Genomic DNA, 17,308 nt, shown 5'->3' on the forward strand with positions numbered 1-17,308 from the left:
GACGCACCAAGGCAGAGGTAACGGCTAGGCGCACTCGGCAAACGCGCACCAGCTGCTCGATGTTCTACAGCGCCTGCTCGCCCATATCCTCGAACTGCAGATCGAGCCGGTTGCCGAGGTGGTCACGCACTGTGCCCGAGACCGCTATGCCACCGGCCGGGGCGACGCTCTCAAGCCTAGCCGCAATATTCACTCCGTCTCCGAAGATGTCCTCGCCTTCGACGATGACATCGCCCAGGTTGACCCCGATCCGCAGTCGGATCGCGCGGTCCTCCGGCATGTCGGCGTTGCGCGCCTCCAGCCGCCGCTGGATGTCGACCGCACAGGCAACGGCGTTAACAACGCTGGGGAACTCAGCCAGGACCCCTCGCCGGTCGCCTTGAAAATCCTACCCATGTGTTCGGCGATCTTTGGATCGACCAGCTCGGCCCGCAGCGCCCTCAGCGTAGTCAGCGTGCCCATCTCGTCATGGCCCATGAGCCGGCTGTAACTGACCACATCGGCAGCGAGCATGGCCGCCAAACGGCGCTTCACGCTCGGACTCCTCCCACGTGTGTCGGCTCCGCTTTGGAGCCCAGTCAACTACACAATACCAGCGCCTTATGTCAGGGCAATCGGGCGCTCGGATATGATCCCTCCCATCGGCAGAGCCATTAGAAGCTACGACACGTACGGGCGAAATGACAGCTTTGGGTCATGGGCGTGAATTCAGCCGGGGGCGAACGAGCTTCCGCTTAGGGTCGAGTCGAGCCGTTTCGCGAAGGGCAGCTTTTGAGAAGAGCCATGAATGGCAGCAAATGGCGCTACCTGCTCGTTCCTGTCGACGAGACAAATGGCAACATTCCACCCGCATGGAACGTAGGAGGCGTCACGGCTATGGAGGCCAACCGAGTGCTCCGATCGGCTTGGTTGCGCCAGCTTCTCATCTTGGCGAATAGCATCTCGAACGTCGTGTTTGGACCGCACGGCGGACGTTCGCAAATGCGATCGCTGCTGCTCTCGTGATCGAGCAACGAGAATTGGTCTCGGAAGGGCGGCGCCGTGATGGTGTCATTGGGGATTGGCGGGGATCGCACCTTCGACCGAACTCTCAGGCCTGAGCCCAAGACGAACGGGCGTGCGTCGGCGATCATTCTTGGGGATGGGTTTCCTCAATGAGTTGCCAAACCGCCATAAACAGCGCGGCGACCACAGGTCCCAAGACGAAGCCGCTGATGCCAAGGACACTGAGCCCGCCCAAGGTGGAGAAGAGCACCAAGTAGTCGGGCATCTTCGTCTGGCGACCCACTACCATTGGCCGCAAGACCATTGTCTGACATGCTGATCACGAAAGTCCCGAATGCCGAGAGGATCAGTCCCTTGATCCAGGCCCCGCCGACGATGAGGATCACTGCCGCCGGCACCCAGATCAGGGCTGTGCCTACAGCAGGCAGGACTGAGACCATTGCCATCACAGCGCCCCAGAACACTGCCCCGTTTATGCCGAGAACGGCGAAGATCAAACCGCCGAGCGCACCCTGAACCAGCCCGACGATGAACGTCCCCTTCAGCGTGGCAATCGACACGTCGGCGAACTTTTTGAAGAGGAGCTGCTTCTGATTAGTCGGGAGTGGCTCCGCTCTGAACACTTGCCGGTACATGTCCTCTCCGTCCCGAAGAATGAAAAACAGGAGATAGAGCATCAGGAAAAAGTTGATCAGAAAGGCGGCTGCGTTCTGGCCTGCGCTGAGGAACAACGAAAGCACGAATTCGCTACTGCGTAGTATCGCCGATTGGAGCTTTTCAGTGATTGCGCCGAGATCGATCCCGATCCCGGTCATCAATTGCCCAAGCTCAGGCTGGAACAGGTTTTCCAGTCTGAGAAGCTCCGCGCCAGGATCGACGGCGCCACTCTGGATGCGGGTGTAGAGCGACACGCCCTCGCGGATGACCAGGGAGCCCAGGAGAAGCGCCGGGATCTGGACGAAGACGAAGATCGCCAGCACTGTCAACGCGGCCGCAAGGCTGGGCCGCCCGGATAGCCGCGAGTCGATCCATTTCATCAGCGGGTGAAACAGAATGCCGATCACGATGGCCCAGAATATCGGCTGCCAGACGACACCCAGGACGTTCGCAAGCGCGACGGTTGCACCTATGGCCAATAGGATCAGGATGGCGTTGGGACTCAGGGACAACGCCTTGGCTCCTCCTTAAAATGGTGCAAAGGGCCAAGCCCATGCAGTGCGGCTTTCAACCACCGAGCGCGATCGTAACAATGGCGCTTCCGAGGACGGCCATTGCGAGGCCGGTCAGCCAGGGGGCGATGTTCCTCGCACGGATGAAGTCCGATCATAGTTATATAGCGCCATCCTTCGCGCGAGCGGTAGGAACCGTTGTCGGGGCCAATTGCCCAATTTTCCACCATCGCGGAATAGCCGTTCAGAGAAATGTGGCTGAAGATCGTTGAGGCGTACGCGAATGGCAAGGTCGCGCCGATACCGTTGAAAAAGTCCGTGACCAAGCGCAGGATTGTTCGTCGTCTCCGCGTGGCTTGATTCGCGGCGGGGGGAAAGCCGCCCAGATAGTCAACGTCAGGTCACGACGCGTTGAAGGCACTGGCAGAGGCCAGCACAAGCGAGCATTAGACACGCTGCGGGCGACGAGCATACCTCGCTACGCCGGCGCATCGACCGATCGCAACTGAACGGAGGTGAACAATGAGCACGACACGTCCAGCCGGGCCAATAGCCGGCAGAATGATGCTTCATGCGCTGGCGCGGAACTGGTGGCTGATCCTGCTGCGCGGCATCTGTGGGATTGTGTTCGGCGTGCTGACCTTCATCTGGCCGGGTATCTCGCTTGTGACGCTCGTCCTGCTCTACGGCGCCTTTGCGCTCGTCGACGGCGTGCTGGCGCTCATTGCAGCCATCAAGGGCGGGGCGCCGGCGCCGCGATGGTGGCTGGCGCTGGTCGGCGTGCTCGGCATCCTTGCGGGTCTGGTCGCGATGGCCTTGCCGGGCATGACCGCGATCGTGCTTGTCTTGTTTATAGCCGGCTGGATGATCGCCACCGGCGTCATGCAGATCATCGGCGCGATCCGGCTCAGGAAGGAGATCGACAACGAGTGGTGGCTGGTCGCGGCGGGAGCGCTATCCGTGCTGGTCGGCGCAATCATCGCGATAGCTCCGGGCGCCGGGGCGCTCGGTCTGCTCTGGGTCATCGGCGCCTATGCCATCGTCTTCGGCGTGATGCTGGTCGGGCTGGCGTTCCGGCTGCGCAGGCACAGCCATGAGGGCCACGCCCATGGGGCGGCCGCATAATGCCGGACCCGCTTCCCTCCCGGAACGAAGGCGTGGCGAAGTCGGCCGTCCGCGACTTTGTCGCGAGGGTGACGAAGGACGGCGGCCCGGACTGCGTGCCGCCGGCCGAACGCATCGCGCCAACCTTGACCGCTAGCAGATCGTCAAAGGTTGGCTCGACAAGAATGGCAATCTGCACGAGAAAATCTACGATGTCGCATGGTCGGGCGACCGCAAGCCAGGCGGCGACGGCAAATTTCGTTCGGTAGGCAGCACCGTCGATGTGGAGAATGCGACCTGGACGAATACGATCAGCGCGCCCGAGCTCATCAAGGTGTGGAAAGACCCGGAGTTCGACCCGAGCTTGCCCGCCCTCTACTGCGACCGAGTCATCGAGATTCCGACGCCGCGCCGGACTGCCTACGATGCCAAGCGATATGGGGTCGACTCTCTGCCGGGGACAGCAATGACGATCACCGAGCGAGCCTACACATCGCCGATCTGGTACACGCCGCTGACCTTGCGCGGTGTCTCAATTCACCCCTTTCCAGACCTTCTTCCAACAAAACAGGAAGGCCTGGCTTGGGTCAGATCGCGTCATGCAACGCTCGCAACTGAATGACCGTAGAGAGCGAAAAGTTGCCCTTGGCTCATCTGCGCGAGCAGGTCGCGCCAGACATTGCTGGCGCCTGCTTCGGCGGAGTGACCAGATCCACCTGCTGGCACAGGGCTTTGCAGTCACCTTTCCGCTAATCTCTCGCCTTCAGGTCGAGAATTTCCACATCGAGTTCTTCGCGCTTCCGGGCCAGTTCGAAGATCCGCTGTGCGGGCGCCGGCCCGAAACGGGAATCGCGCGTGAAACCAATGATGACCGCGATTTTCAGCTTGGACATGTTGCTACCTCATGCTCCCGATCACGGAAGTCTACGAAAGGAACGTAGGGAGAAGCAGAAGTCGGCAAGATCGTTTTGTAGACAGTGATGGGCTCAAAGGCCGTATGATAGGAGCTTGGCGATTGCCCCTCGGAAGCCTATCTGTCGTTTGAATGACGCCGCGAGGAATGATGCCGGCTCAACGATCTGAACTCGCTGAAGCATCGCTGTCGACTGGTCCGGTGGGGTTGGAATATCCGCCTGATCTCCAGTTGGTCCGGCGCCGACCCATTTCGCTAGTCACGACAGAACATGGCACGGCGCTCGACTGGCTGATGTCGGGGACGGCAGCATCCGCCGGACCGGCAGAGCTGCTGGACGGCGTCATCGCCCGACTGGTCGCGGCAGGCCAGCCGATCGAGCGGGCAACGCTCAACATGTCGACGCTGCATCCGCAGCTTGTGGGCATCACGGCGCACTGGCGCGGAGATCTCGGTGTCTGTGATGAGGTGGAAGTCAACGCGCATGTCCGCGAAACAACCGACTACCTGACCAGCCCCCTCAGGCCGATCATCGAGGAGGGCCGGTCAATTCGGGTGAACCCCCAGGATTCAGTGGCGCAGTCGACATACCCGATCATGCGGACCCTCGCGGAGACCGGATACACGGACTATTGGGGCTTCGCGCTGAAGCGGGACGACCGCCAGTTTACGCTGATGACGCTTGCCACACGGCAAGCAGGGGGCTTTTCCCGCGCCACCATCGAAGCCGTCGAGGCGTTGCGCCCGGCTCTGGCGCTCAATGTCGAGATCGTCTCGCGTGGCAAGATCGCGGAGCACGTGCTCGATGCGTATCTCGGCCGACGCATTGGCAAGCGGGTCCTCGCCGGTGACATAAGGCGCGGATTTGGCGAGACCATCGAGGCGGTCATCTGGGTATCCGACATGCGCAACTTCACCAGCCTCTCGGATCGCATCGATAGCGCCGAGATGATCTGGTTGCTGAACGCCTTTTTCGAAGGTCTCGTGGATGCGGTGCATGAACAAGGCGGTGAGGTCCTGAAATTTGTCGGTGATGGCATGCTGGCGGCCTTTCCCATTTTCGGCATGCAGTCGGCGCCGGCCGCCGCCGCTGCGGCACTCGCCGCCGCTCGGAACGGTTTGGTTGCGGTGGACAGCCTGAACGAGGCTCAGTCCGGCGAGCCGTCGCGCGACCTTTCCTGGCGGCCGCTCAGCATGGGAATTGCGCTGCATCGCGGTCCCGTATTCTTCGGCAATATCGGATCCAGGGATCGGCTCGACTTCACCGCCATTGGGCGCACTGTCAATCTGGCGGCGCGGATCGAACCGCTATCGAAAACGACCGGGCGGCGCTTGCTCCTGTCCGACAGGGTTGCTGAATTGATCGAAGAGCCCGTCGAGGAACTGGGCGACTTCCCCATCCGCGGCATCCCTGACCCTGTGAGCCTGTTCACCGTACCGGAACACGGACTCTGACGCCGCTGGTTGAAGCGACGCATTGGAGCTCCAAACCTCGCGTCAGCCGGGTTCGGCGGTCGCAAGGCGCAACATGGTCGCCAAACGCCGCGAAGCTGCAAACACAATCGGCAAAGGTGGAGCCGCAGCGGGTCCGACGGTCTTCCTGTCTTGGAAAGTCCAAGCGCACCTACCATCAGCAGCTGTGGCCTCCAGTACGAGCGGCGTCCCCCTCATTAGGCTGGGCTCCTGTCAATGCCGCTTTCCGGTTCGCGAAGACCCGTTAGTGCCCGGCGGCCACCGCTTTTGTGCTGGGCCAACCTCGCCGGACCGCGTCTATTGCGATCACCACCACAGCATCGCTACTGCCGTCGATCCTCGTCGACCCCGTTCGGGGTTCCACCTCGCCCAACGACGCGCCGCGTAAACTAGGTGGCGGGCGGCGGCCCCCGAACCGGTCTCAAGGACTTGACGCGATGCGCTCCACGTCAGGTCGCACACCGCCGATCAGTGCAGTGGGAGACCGCAGACCATGCACTTCTGTTGAAGCGAGCGGTGGGTATTTGTGATCATTACCTCCCCAGCTGTCGACTGGGCCTGCCGCTGAAACCAGCCGCCTGCATATCGGGTAGGCCCCACATTCGACCCCACCCCCGCCCGAGCGCGTGCCGGCGACCGGCCGTCCCGGCAGCGGCTATCTCGCAAGCCGACGTGCAGCGTCAAAACTCCACCAGCTGGCCGCCGCCAACGCCGAAATGGATGGGAAGTTGCCATTCGGCTCAACAGCCAGAACGAGCACGTTGCGCCACTACCGGTCATTCGCAGCGCGCCTCGTTAGCTGACCTTCAGCCACCGGCAGGAGTCGACCCCCTTTTGCGGACACTGGTTGTCATCCGGATAGGAGAACACAGGATAAAGGTTCATGATGCTAGCATCCCGATTATTAGCCCGCCCAAGGCCCGGCTGCTCTTGAACGTATAAGCTTCGACACGATGGCCGGGATGGCAGCCTCGAACATCGTCGGCTTGGCGATTATTCTGACCGCGGCGTCCACGCTGCACCCGGGCGGCATCACCGAGATAGAGACCTCGGCACAGGCGGCGGAAGCGCTGCGCCCTCTTGCCGGCCCCTTGCTTCGACGCTCTTCGCCCTGGGCATCGTCGGCACGGGCCTCCTTGCAGTGCCTGTTCTGGCCGGCTCGGCACAGCTTACGCGATCGGCGAAGCGCTACGCTGGCCCACCGGGCTGACGCGAAAGCCCCTGAAAGCAAAAGCCTTCAACGGAACAATCATGCTCGCGACCGTGATCGGGGCGGTGCTCAACTTCACGCCGATAAATCCGATAAAGGCGCTTGTCTGGACGGCGGTGATCAACGGCATCATCGCCGTTCCGGTCATGGGGATCATGATGTATTTCGCCACACGCCGGGATGTGCTCGGGCAGTTCGTCGTCACCGGGGTGCTCAAATCGCTTGGATGGCTGACCACCGTCGTGATGGCTGTGGCTGTTGTAACGATGGGGGTGGCCGCCTTCGCCTGACGTGCCGGGCGTAGGAGGGGCCCGATTCCCTGGCAAATCAAATTCGGTCAATCTTCGCGGCCTGCCTGCATGTCCTTCACAGTATTTGGCGATCGGGCGAGCCGTTTCGTTGGTCAGCGTTAGCCATTCCGGCATGATGCCCGATCCAACCGCTCGACTACGCCGTCAGGCGTGAGGGAGGCCTGCGGGGCAAAGATGCAGCCGATTGCGCAGCGAGCCGATGGGAAGGCGTCTACCGGCTGTGGAATTCAAATGCCGATTACGCGGGTCGATCCCACGCTGCGGAAACCGGGTTGGACATCACCGCGTCCATCTTGCCCACCTGGACCGGGGCCTGAGCTTGGCGGCATGGCGGAGTTGCTCCCAATTGATCGCATTTTCGACTATCCGGCCATCTTGGCATTCCGTCGAACGCGTTCATCGACGCACCCATTTTCCTTCGTTCACGCGTGAGATGTGCGATCGATTTCATTTCGGAGCCGGCCATGCTTATTTTCCTTGGCTACTGGAACTTTCAGTGAGAGCGCATGTTGGTTTCCCAGCTATGGGAGAGAAACCATGAACAAGGATGAAGTGAAGCGCTCTGCGAAAAGCGGCGAAGTGAAGGCAAAGCCTGGCAAACCGGCTGGTGACAAGAAAATGAGTGCCGGCGGAACTGCCGGCAAGCTTGACGAAAGCACCAAGAAGGGCCTTGGGAAGACCGAGGACAAGATCAAGGATCGTCTCAAGGGTTGATCAGACGTCAGGGCCGCAACCGTATCGCGGCCCTGCTGCCTAGACCCTTACATGGGATCGTTGACGGTCACCGACCGCAGCACCTACACAGCCTGTTCTCACCCGCATCAGTGACTTCAGGCTCGTCGGTCATTTGCCGCTTGCCAAGTTCACGGAACTCGCGACCTTGTTCGGCGGCGATGCCGGTTTCCCGCACCAAGCCTTGGATATGCATTAAGGTCGGACTTAGAGCGCTAAACAACTCTGCCGGTTGGGACGTGAACGGCCGATTCTGCACAATAACGGTTGCGGCGATCGCGCCGCCATGTTTCTGATGGACTACAGCATGGAGCAAAAAGTTGCCTACGATCCGGTCGTCACCCGGATGGTTCGCTCGCTCAAGCCAGAAGATTGCTGACGGCTGGTCCGCACAATCCTTGGAACTTCGAGGGCACGGGCCCGTTTTTGCTCCATACCGACGGGAAGGAGCAAATCATGACAAACCAGGACCCCGACATTCGTGAGACCCACGATCTTATCGCCAGCGACATGGTCGTCGGCACCAACGTCTATGACATCCAGGGAAATCACATCGGGCAAGTCGAAAGGCTGATCCTCGAGAAGAGGGGCGGCAGGGTATCCTATGCCGTTCTCAGCTTTGGTGGTTTTCTTGGAATTGGCGACGACTACTATCCGCTGCCGTGGCAGAAGCTCGACTATGACGAGAGCCTTGCAGGCTTCCGCATTGACATCACGAAGGAGCAAGTTGAAGGCGCTCCGCGCTATGCTCGCGACCAGGATTTCGACTGGAATGCCGAGAGTGGCCGCCGCGTTTACGACTACTACGGCGTCCGACCGTATTGGGTGTAGCGAAGCCTCTATTGCGCGTTCGTGCCGGCAAGGCGAGTTGGACCGACGGGCCCTTCGCAGAGACCAAGGAGTATCTGGGTGGCTTCCTGCTCATCGAGCGAAGAACCTTGCGGAGGCGACGGAGATCGCGGAGCGGGACTCGCTCGCTCGGATGGGGGCGATCGAGGTGCGCGAGACCGCCGGTTTTTTAGCTTCGAAATGCCCCGGCTACTTCCACCAGCCGCAAACGTCCGCTTCCGTGACGCCAATAGGCGGCCGGAATGGCCGATTCGGGTCATGCGCGCTGGTTGGGCCCGAATGTCCGGTTTCTGAAAGTCAAATCGGTCCCGGAAGGTCCGGTCAGGGTCAGGTTTTACCGTTCGAGCTGGCCACCGGAATGGGCAACTAGCGCCAGAAATGGATCTATAGGCTGGTCAAACCCAAGGTCGTGTTCGACCATTTCCGGACCTTCATGTACCATGTGCGGAGGGCCGGCAATTAGGTCGAAGCAGCATACCGCTCAGCCTTGGATGCCGTGACGACGAGGACGGGCATATCGAGCGCTACAGCGCCGCCCGCCCGTTGCCCTCATGCAATTTATGTGAACGGAACGTCGCCACAGGCATTCACCGGGGCGGTTCCGTGCTGAACGCGAAGAACCTGCGCGCAGGCGATGCCGCTGTGCCGTGCCAATCGGCAGCTTTGCCCATTCCAAGATTGCGGGTCCCTGATATATTACTCTGACCATCTGGTTCGAAGGATCCGTTTTGCGCATATGCAGCCGGCAACTCGAGCGAGAGCGTGAGCAAGCCTTCCTTCCCGCCGACGCGCCGAACCTCGGAGGTGTTATGCTAGTACTGGTTTTCGGCCTCGTGATCTTCTTCGGAATCCATTCTGTTCGGATCGCCGCCGGCAGCTTTCGTGATGAGCAAATCGCCACAAACGAGCGGCGCTGGAAGGGACTTTATTCGCTCGTATCGATCATCGGCTTCGTGCTGATCGTCTGGGGCTGGAGTCTTTATCGGCCCAATGCGCCTGAGATCTACGAGCCGCCCTCTTGGGGCCGCCATGTCGCGTCGGTGTTGGTGCTCGCCGCATTCGTCTTTCTGGCAGCCGCTTACTTGCCCACGGGTTCAATCAAGCATCGGCTGAAGCACCCGATGCTGGTGGGCATCATCCTTTGGGCCATCGGCCACCTCCTGGCCAATGGCGACCTTGCCTCGCTCCTAGTCTTCGGAGCGTTTCTGGTTTACGCGATTGTCGAACTCATTGCTGTCATTCCACGCGGCGATCCGGCACCCGCGGTCGTGCGACCGCGTAGCGACCTGATTGCTGTGGGCATCGGCTTGGTGGCTTTCGCATTGTTCGGGCTCTGGCTGCACGGCTGGCTGTTCGGAGTCTCGCCCTTCGCTTGAACGTCCGCAGCGACGGCGCGCCTTCGAGGATGTCCTGGCGAATCCCACCAGTTGCCGCGGATCGAGCGCCTCGCAGACGCCACAGTGAACCAATGCTTGGCATAAGGTCGGCACATCAGAATTTTGATCCATAGACGGCTCCAGCCGGCAACGTTGCAGTAATTCGGCTCGGATCGCGCCTTGCTATGGCCAGTGGACGCGACCCTTGTTTGGAGAATCCTGATAAAGCGCCACAGGCTTTGGCGTTGTTCCCGCGCCTCGCGCCGTAGGCTGGCCCGTCATGCAGGAAGCAAGCCCACCTGCACCGGCAATCGCCGCGCCGGTCATCGACACCTTCAGAAATTTCCGGCGAGACAGCGTTTGGCTTGGCGCACCGTGTGCCGACCCGCCGTTTGCCTCACCACGATCGTCTTTCATGATCTTTCCTCCCTTAGCAACCCAAAGAAGCGCCGGTGCCGTCAAGTGCCGGGTCAGATCGATTTGAGGTACTCGATCAGATCACGCTTTTCCTGATCGGTCAGATCAAGGCCCAGATGGCCGTCATAGTGTTCGACAACATCGTTGAGCGTGGCGAACCGGCCGTCGTGGTAAAATCCGCCCTTGTGGATCTTTTCCACGTCCCACAAGGCCCGCAAGGACGCCGTCCTGTAGCGCTCGTCCGGAGATCGCATCGCCTGGAAATCGTCGATACCGATCTCATCGGCGGTATGCAGGTTCCAGCCGGGTTCGGTGAAGAGCGGCGGGACGTGGCAAGTGCCGCATTTGGCCTTGTCGTTGAAGAGAGCCTCTCCCTTCTCCGCGGCGGCGCTGTTGAAGGCGCCCTCCGGCGGTTTCGGGGTTGGCAGCGAGAGCTGATAGAAGTGAAGCGCCGGAAGCTTGGCGGTGATCCGATCTTCCTTGTCCTGCTTGTGGCCCTGCTTCGTTCGTGCTGCGACCGGATACTTCTCGGCGTCATCAAGGCGTGGATCGTAAAACACACCCTTGCCGTGCATCTCGAGATTGCCGACATAAGCGTTCCAGTAGCTAACCGTGCCCCAAGCTCCGGTCCAGGTGTGGTTGTTTACACCGGCCAATCCGAACGCCGCCGGATTGAGCGTGGCGGCCGTCTTGCCGTCCGGCCGGAATGCTTTGCCGTCGAGGTTCAGTTCGGCATCGAACTTCCCGGGACCCCACGCCTCAACCGCCTTCTTCACCTCCGCTTCGGATATCTGCAGCATCTCGGTGAACGCCGTGAGATCAGGTGCGAGGGCAACGATCGCCCCTATGTTGAGGTCGCGGTTGGGCCAGCCATCGAGCCTGTGCCCGATGCCAGGGGCGTAGGTATCGTCGACCGTCGAATGGCACACGGCGCACTGGATGCCGACCGAGGTCAGCGTCTTTCCATCCTCGGCAAAAAAGCCGGTCACACCGACAACGGCGTTGGCCCTGAGTAGGACGAGCGTGCTGGCCGGGTCCGCGAGATCGACCTCGCCTTTGTTGAGCGCCTCGGCCACGTCCTTGGGAATGGCATTCACATCGACCTTGAGCCCGAGTTCGAGGGCTTTCTGCGGGCTCAGGCCGGGCCCTGTGCCGCCCAGCTTCTCGCCGGCAATCGCTTCATGCAGCTTAAGCTTGCCGCCCCAAAAATCCTCGCTGCCGAACGTGTCGAAGCGGAATGTCTCGCGGCCTTCTTCCAGATATCGCTTGGCCTGCTCGGCGGCCGCGTCGTCAAAATCCTTCCCGCTTATCGGTCCTTTTGCGCTCATTTGAGCGACGGCGGGGATCAGCGTTGATGATAGGAAAACAGCGAAAAATACACCGTGGAGACGCTTTTGCATGTCACGTTCCTCCCGAAGAAGATTGCCACTCGGCGGACATCTCGGGTTCGCGGGTTCTGGTTCCGCGAAACGGAATGCAGCCGAACGATAATAAACGCTGCACGGGACCAAAAAATTCCGTCACCCCTGCCGCATCGTGAGCGATGCCGACAACATGGTGCGGGGACTATCGGGCCGCCTATCTGCCCGTGCGCGAAATCGATGAAGAGAGCGAAACAGACGGGAGCGCGTAGGGCTTCAGTCTACCGCTCTCGCGTAATTAGCGGGTTCGCCAAGCTCGATACTATTCACCGCGGCGAACCCCATCCGCCCGGCCGGCGCCAATACAGGCTATCTATCCCAACTCCCCTAAGCGGCGCCGGCCTTCCCCCTTGGTGTTGCCCAATCAGCAATCGTCGGTGGTTTTCTTCATTTGGCCGGGGGCGGCGGTCTTGGCGTCCGTGTCCTGCTGACCAGGGGCGGCCTCCTGCGCGCTGCCGGTCTGCTGGCCAGGTGCGCAATCCTTGGCCGGGTTCGTGCCGCTGGTGGTGGTTGTGTCAGTTCCCTGATCAGTGCTGGGCGTGGTCGTGGTCGTTGTCGTTGTCGTAGAAGTTCCGCCCGAAGTTCCGCTCGTCGTCTGGGCAAAGGAAAGCCCGGCGGAAAGCGCCAACGCGGCCGCTGCCAGAAGTATCCGTTTCATATTTCTTTCTCCTCTGTTAAGCGCACGAACGCGCTCACAAACCAACCTGCGGACAAAAGGAACGTTCCAGTGATGGTGCTCATCCCCGGAATCTTTCCGTGTGCCAAAGGATCTTGCCGTCGACCTTAATCGGCTTGTGGATCATCAATCGCTTGGGAAGGTACTTGGGATGCACTTCGAGCAGGGTAATCGTGATCTGCGGCTTGCAACGAAAAGCATCGGGAGGCAGTAGCATGAACCGCGAACCGCAGCAGCTTGAGGTTATCGTAGAGTCCCGAAACCTCGGCGGCGCCGCGGTCAACGATCCGTTAATATCGGAACTAATCCCAATGAAGCGAGCCGACGGCTTCCAGACAGCTGCTTGGCGGTGAGCTAGTGATGACTGTGGGTCTCCCGACCGAGGGCGCGACGGGCTTCGGCCAAATTCTCGATCAGAACTTCTAGCAGGGTTTCGCTTTCCGGGAGGATATGTCCGCACCGGCGCTCATGCTCTACAGCTCTGTCTTGGAACGACACCGCCCTCTCATAGTGAGTGACGAGGTTGGAATAGAGCTGGTGCATCGTGCTTCTCCCTGGTCAGGCGAAAGCACGTTGCTCGCTCTCAAGCGCTCAATTGCCGGAAGGTTTGGGCGACCGGGAAACCTTACTCTCCCTAAGGGCAAAGCGCCACCGTAAGCCCGCGGTGCCGCGAGGTGCCAACCGCCGGTTGCTAGACGCGACGCAGCCGGCGCGCGTAGGATTTCCGCGCACTGGGCACACCACCCCCGCCCACCCCTCGTGCCTGGTGAACGACTAGGACTCTCGCCCGCCGTGCCGAATGGTGCGGCGGGCTTTTTTGTTCTCTTAAAGGAACACGATCTCGCTACAGCGGTTCGGTGGGGCAACGCTGCACCGCGTCAGATCGGTGCCAACAATCAGGGAAAGGCAAACCTTCGCCCATAAAACACGACAGACAGGAGCGCACGTCAGACGCTGCTCGGGCGTTGATAAAGGTTGAGCGCCTGGCACGAGATGCAAAGACGGCTCGGCTGCGGGAGCAACGACTAAAGGCCGAAACCACACTTCCTGCTGAATCGGCAGCGAAACCGAAGAGGAACCGAAAGGACAAGAAGGCCTAGCTGCACCCCGCGGATTTCCTTATGGAACGCAACCTTGGGCCCGCGGGTTAGATATCCGCAGCATTGCTACGAGACCAATGCTGCGATCGGGGGTCCTCCGATCGGCCCGCGTCCTCTCCCTCAGGACGCGGGCTTTCTTGGCGGAACACCGGGCGCGGGTGCGCGTTTCGCCGGCATGAAGCAACTTCTCAGCGAAATGGCCGCTTTGGCAGATCCAGCTTTTGGGTGGCGTTGGCGGTTGTTCTGATTCCCTACGCCATCGGCGTCGCACTGCTTGTCTGGGTGGCTGGTTGAGGGTTGGTTGTGTTGTTCCTTCCCGGCGCCGTTGGACCGGCTCTTGGTCAAATTTTACATTAGAAACTTGGAACATAAGTGAGGCAGAGAACATTGTTGGCGCCATGGACAAGAACGATGGCGACAATCTTCCTGAGGGGTTTCGGGGCAACCTGCCCGAGGATCCAGTGATCCTAGCCGATATCAAGAAAAGAATTTCAATAGAGATCGACGGTAAAATTGGGCCGGACGGTTTGGCGGTCACGGAGGCCGGGCGGGATCGCAATCTGGTTGAGGAATGGGAAGAAGCTGACGCCGCCCTCGACAGCCAACCGTCCGTGGTTCCGTTTTTCCTGGTTCTGTATGTGCTCTCAATGTTGGGCTTGGTAGGGTACGCCATCGCTCGTTGGTACTTTCTATGGCGTGCTTGAGTTTCCTTCTCTCATTTAACTCACAGGCGGCAGCGCCCTGGGAGAGCTGATTTCCTTCACGGTCAACCTCGCCATGGAACAAGCCACGCTGCCTCACGGTGGCGGGCTACCTACCTTGCAGGTCGCTAGTCAGAACTCTAACGCGGCCCATCTCGTCCAACTGCCCTGCATCGTATTTTTTAGATGCCATTTCACGGACGGCATCCAAGCCGAAGTCTTCGATCGCTTCGGTCGATGTCACGACAAGGACACGCTCTGTTCCATCAAAGGCTTCAAGCAACAACTCGAACCGCTCAGTGATTCCCTCTTCGCCAGTAAAAACTAGACCCATATGCCCTCTCCCTGACCAAATAGGAGGGTCTACTGTTCTACCGGAAGCGGCTGGTGCTCCGGCTCGGCATGATGAAGCACCTGGCCAAGATCGCGCTTGTCGAAGTCCTGTCCACAAACGGGGCAATGCTCGAAATGCTCCGCCTCGGGCTTGATTGGCTGGTCGTGGTCCTTGCCTCGATATCCTGTGCCTTCGTTGTTGGTCCGATATCTCATTTCCGCTCCCGCAATACCCTCGCGGCTTCTATCAGGGCTTCACGATCGTTGCCGTTGGCTTCGATGAGTTCGCGGACCTGCTCGATCGTCACGTCATTCTCGCGAGCGAAATATTCCAATTCGTAATCTTCGTCGGCGGACACGCGATTGCGATCGCGAAAGTCTCGCTTGCTCTTATCGTCGGCCATGTCATTCTCCTGATGAGCTTCGGATCGGTGGCAACGTCGAAAACGGGATTTTGTTGCTGCAGCCCTGGGAATCACGTTCCGTTCACTCTGGCTAATGTAAGCCTGCCGCCTAGAATCGAACTGGTGCGTAAAATTGTACCCGGCGTCGGCCGGCTTGAATTCATTCCGCCGATGATGCCTACCTTGGTCGCCAAGCCGCCCCAAGGCGATGACTGGATGCATGAAGCCAAATTCGACGGCTACCGCTCCCAGATCATCATCGACGCCCGGCGGTGCGCGTATCTTCACCCGCCGCGGTCTCGACTGGACCTCCAAATACCGCGATCTGGTCGAGGCAGCCAAAGGTCTCAACGTACAGAACGCCATCATCGACGGCGAAGTCGTCGTCTTGAATGAGGCTGGCCTTTCGGATTTTGCCGCGCTGCGCAAGGCAATCACCAGGCGCCAGCACGACCTCTATTTCGTCGCGTTCGATCTGCTGCATCTCAACGGCCACGACTTGCGCGACATGGCACTGGAGGATCGGCGGGAAATCCTGGCCGGCCTTATAGGGTCTGATAGCCGCATCCAGTTCAGTGAGACGATGCCGGGCGAGGCTAATGCGATCTATCATCTGATCGACGCGGCCGGCCTGGAAGGCATGGTATCGAAGCGTCGGGACAGCAAATATCGCAGCGGCCCGACCACCAATTGGCTGAAAACAAAGTCCCTCACCGAAAGTGAGTTCGAGCTCTTGGCGTCGAACGCGAGAGGGGCAAGCCGGCGTTTGCTCTGATGGCTGAGCCAGGCACCCGGAAATATGTTGGCAGTGCGTTCGTGAGCGTCAACCGCGAGATGCGGGAGCGGCTTTGGAACCGAGTGCAGAAACATGCCGGGCCACCGCCCAAGGACATGCCAAAGCGACCGGCAACGCAATGGGTCAAGCCGGGCATCAAGGCCCGCGTCAAGCACCTACGCGGCGAGGAAGACTTGCGCCACGCCTCGCTGCAGGATTTTTGGGATGAAAGCTAGCGGTTGAAAGCCGTCGGGCGAGCTTGCCGGCGCTAATCTCAGGATTATATTCCTCCCGTTGCGGCGAGCCCTTCAACGGAGAATCGCCATGCCTCAAAAGACCTCGCCGACACTCTGGCCGCCCGCGAAAGCATCTATGTCAATTGCGGACACCCGATGTGCTGCAGATCAACGAAGCTCGACATCCAGGCGCTGATTGACAGGCTTGGCCGCGCCCACGGCTCGATGCATGACGACCTGGTCGGGCTCTTTGTCTGCTCAAATTGCAAGGCTGCCGGCCGTGACCGCCGGCAGGTGTTCTTCACATGCATTCCTGACTACGAAGGCCAGCAGCGGGCACCCAATTGCGATTGGAAGCCAACTTTCGAACGAAGGGGCTGAGGGTGGCCGGCACCTTAGTCAAGTGATGGCTAATATAATGGACCGCTTCATCCAATCGATGGACGAAGCCCATCAAGGGCCGGTGCTATTTTGATGCATGTCGCGAGCTTACTTATCCCCGAGCCACCTTGCTTTCGCTATCCTCGCGATCAGCGTCAGCTATGCCGAAGCCGCGGACCGTAAGGTCGAAACCGCGACGCTCGGTACGTACGCCAATTCGAAGAATCTGCCGGTTTGCACCGCGTCAAGCTCACTCTTCGACGTCCTCGGTGATAAGTGTTTTCTCGTCAAAGGTTCGATGATCTACGGCGACATCGCCGAACTATCCCAGATAGTCACTTTTAGTCGGTAGCCGGCGAAGGTCATGGTTATGCTGCCAGATGGTCCGCGGCACGCCGTCAGTGCGCACGGGGCGGGCAGTTTGCTCCAGTCCGGAATTCCGATTTGGAGGCCGCCATTGCACAGCTGCCCTGCGACATGCGAGTTTGTCAACCAAATGGCTCAACATGGAGTCTCGTCATGTCCATTCGCCGGATTGCGTTGACCTCGGCAGCGGTCACGCTTGCCTTCACAATCCTCGCCCAGGCCAGGCCGGACACCCGCGCCATGACCTGCCAACAGACGCAGGCGCTAATCCAGAGCCAAGGCTCGGCGGTGCTGACCACCGGCCCGAACACCTATGCCCTCTACGTCCGCCGGTACAGCAATGCGTGCGACTGGTC

Annotated in this window: 16 protein-coding genes and 5 pseudogenes; 11 read left to right on the forward strand and 10 right to left on the reverse strand. The window is 60.2% G+C overall.

Going from position 1 to position 17,308, the window contains the following annotated elements; all coding sequences use genetic code 11:
- Positions 1–64: 64 nt before the first annotated feature.
- From AC0L2C_RS10135 to AC0L2C_RS10145, 3 genes and pseudogenes are all read right to left on the reverse strand, one after another.
- Positions 65–280, reverse strand: coding sequence for an adenylate/guanylate cyclase domain-containing protein (locus AC0L2C_RS10135; protein WP_473523286.1), 216 nt, complete (start codon positions 278–280; stop codon positions 65–67).
- An 849-nt stretch (positions 281–1,129) separates the two neighbouring features.
- Positions 1,130–1,309, reverse strand: a complete 180-nt coding sequence (locus AC0L2C_RS10140; protein WP_353842975.1) for an AI-2E family transporter — start codon at positions 1,307–1,309, stop codon at positions 1,130–1,132.
- Positions 1,310–1,313: 4 nt separating this feature from the next.
- Positions 1,314–2,174: pseudogene (locus AC0L2C_RS10145) on the reverse strand (AI-2E family transporter); the annotation flags it as partial.
- Between the two features lie 522 nt (positions 2,175–2,696).
- Between AC0L2C_RS10145 and AC0L2C_RS10150 the strand changes: the two are divergent.
- Complete coding sequence (locus AC0L2C_RS10150) at positions 2,697–3,299, forward strand: HdeD family acid-resistance protein (RefSeq protein ID WP_128244411.1); 603 nt, start codon at positions 2,697–2,699, stop codon at positions 3,297–3,299.
- 118 nt (positions 3,300–3,417) lie between these two features.
- Positions 3,418–3,792, forward strand: a pseudogene (locus AC0L2C_RS10155) (DUF3604 domain-containing protein); the annotation flags it as partial.
- 235 nt (positions 3,793–4,027) lie between these two features.
- On the opposite strand, the gene AC0L2C_RS10160 reads toward AC0L2C_RS10155, so the two are convergent.
- Positions 4,028–4,171, reverse strand: coding sequence for an NADPH-dependent FMN reductase family protein (locus AC0L2C_RS10160; RefSeq protein WP_353682394.1), 144 nt, complete (start codon positions 4,169–4,171; stop codon positions 4,028–4,030).
- A gap of 416 nt (positions 4,172–4,587) precedes the next feature.
- Between AC0L2C_RS10160 and AC0L2C_RS10165 the strand changes: the two genes are divergently transcribed.
- The 6 genes and pseudogenes from AC0L2C_RS10165 to AC0L2C_RS10190 all read left to right on the forward strand — a co-directional run bounded on the left by AC0L2C_RS10165 (position 4,588) and on the right by AC0L2C_RS10190 (position 10,142).
- Positions 4,588–5,646, forward strand: coding sequence for an adenylate/guanylate cyclase domain-containing protein (locus tag AC0L2C_RS10165; protein ID WP_473523287.1), 1,059 nt, complete (start codon positions 4,588–4,590; stop codon positions 5,644–5,646).
- A 926-nt stretch (positions 5,647–6,572) separates the two neighbouring features.
- Positions 6,573–7,164 (forward strand): annotated as a pseudogene (locus AC0L2C_RS10170) (divalent metal cation transporter); the annotation flags it as partial.
- Positions 7,165–7,722: 558 nt separating this feature from the next.
- Entirely contained in the window at positions 7,723–7,899 is a 177-nt protein-coding gene (locus AC0L2C_RS10175; protein WP_023799002.1) for a hypothetical protein, read from the forward strand.
- A gap of 474 nt (positions 7,900–8,373) precedes the next feature.
- On the forward strand, positions 8,374–8,748 hold the full coding sequence (locus AC0L2C_RS10180; protein WP_023799003.1) for a PRC-barrel domain-containing protein: 375 nt from the start codon (positions 8,374–8,376) through the stop codon (positions 8,746–8,748).
- A gap of 11 nt (positions 8,749–8,759) precedes the next feature.
- Positions 8,760–8,920, forward strand: a pseudogene (locus tag AC0L2C_RS10185) (YciI family protein); the annotation flags it as partial.
- A gap of 655 nt (positions 8,921–9,575) precedes the next feature.
- Complete coding sequence (locus AC0L2C_RS10190; RefSeq protein ID WP_287239213.1) at positions 9,576–10,142, forward strand: NnrU family protein; 567 nt, start codon at positions 9,576–9,578, stop codon at positions 10,140–10,142.
- A gap of 183 nt (positions 10,143–10,325) precedes the next feature.
- Here the strand turns inward: AC0L2C_RS10190 and AC0L2C_RS10195 are convergent, their stop codons facing one another.
- From AC0L2C_RS10195 to AC0L2C_RS10205, 3 genes are all read right to left on the reverse strand, one after another.
- Positions 10,326–10,559 (reverse strand): twin-arginine translocation signal domain-containing protein, encoded by a 234-nt coding sequence (locus tag AC0L2C_RS10195; protein WP_353685274.1) that lies wholly within the window; start codon positions 10,557–10,559, stop codon positions 10,326–10,328.
- Between the two features lie 53 nt (positions 10,560–10,612).
- Complete coding sequence (locus AC0L2C_RS10200) at positions 10,613–11,959, reverse strand: c-type cytochrome (RefSeq protein WP_128244407.1); 1,347 nt, start codon at positions 11,957–11,959, stop codon at positions 10,613–10,615.
- A 385-nt stretch (positions 11,960–12,344) separates the two neighbouring features.
- Positions 12,345–12,638, reverse strand: coding sequence for a hypothetical protein (locus AC0L2C_RS10205; protein WP_128244406.1), 294 nt, complete (start codon positions 12,636–12,638; stop codon positions 12,345–12,347).
- A 1,516-nt stretch (positions 12,639–14,154) separates the two neighbouring features.
- On the opposite strand from AC0L2C_RS10205, the gene AC0L2C_RS10210 reads away from it, so the two are divergent.
- Positions 14,155–14,460 (forward strand): hypothetical protein, encoded by a 306-nt coding sequence (locus tag AC0L2C_RS10210; RefSeq protein WP_473523288.1) that lies wholly within the window; start codon positions 14,155–14,157, stop codon positions 14,458–14,460.
- A 106-nt stretch (positions 14,461–14,566) separates the two neighbouring features.
- On the opposite strand, the gene AC0L2C_RS10215 is transcribed toward AC0L2C_RS10210, so the two are convergent.
- The 3 genes from AC0L2C_RS10215 to AC0L2C_RS10225 are packed head-to-tail and all read right to left on the reverse strand — an operon-like array spanning position 14,567 to position 15,194.
- On the reverse strand, positions 14,567–14,791 hold the full coding sequence (locus AC0L2C_RS10215; RefSeq protein WP_128188045.1) for a hypothetical protein: 225 nt from the start codon (positions 14,789–14,791) through the stop codon (positions 14,567–14,569).
- Positions 14,792–14,820: 29 nt separating this feature from the next.
- A complete protein-coding gene (locus AC0L2C_RS10220) occupies positions 14,821–15,006 on the reverse strand; it encodes a hypothetical protein (RefSeq protein ID WP_128244403.1) in 186 nt (61 codons plus the stop codon).
- The gene (locus AC0L2C_RS10225) at positions 15,003–15,194 is read right to left on the reverse strand and encodes a DUF3606 domain-containing protein (RefSeq protein WP_128244402.1); all 192 of its coding nucleotides are present in this window, start codon (positions 15,192–15,194) and stop codon (positions 15,003–15,005) included. Before AC0L2C_RS10225 ends, AC0L2C_RS10220 begins: the two co-directional genes overlap by 4 nt.
- A 171-nt stretch (positions 15,195–15,365) precedes the next feature.
- Here AC0L2C_RS10225 and AC0L2C_RS10230 point away from each other — a divergent pair.
- Positions 15,366–16,205, forward strand: a pseudogene (locus AC0L2C_RS10230) (ATP-dependent DNA ligase).
- A 900-nt stretch (positions 16,206–17,105) separates the two neighbouring features.
- The coding region (locus AC0L2C_RS10235) for a hypothetical protein (protein ID WP_287326609.1) at positions 17,106–17,308 on the forward strand (203 nt) is incomplete at its 3' end.

The organism is Mesorhizobium sp. WSM4845, assembly GCF_055811455.1.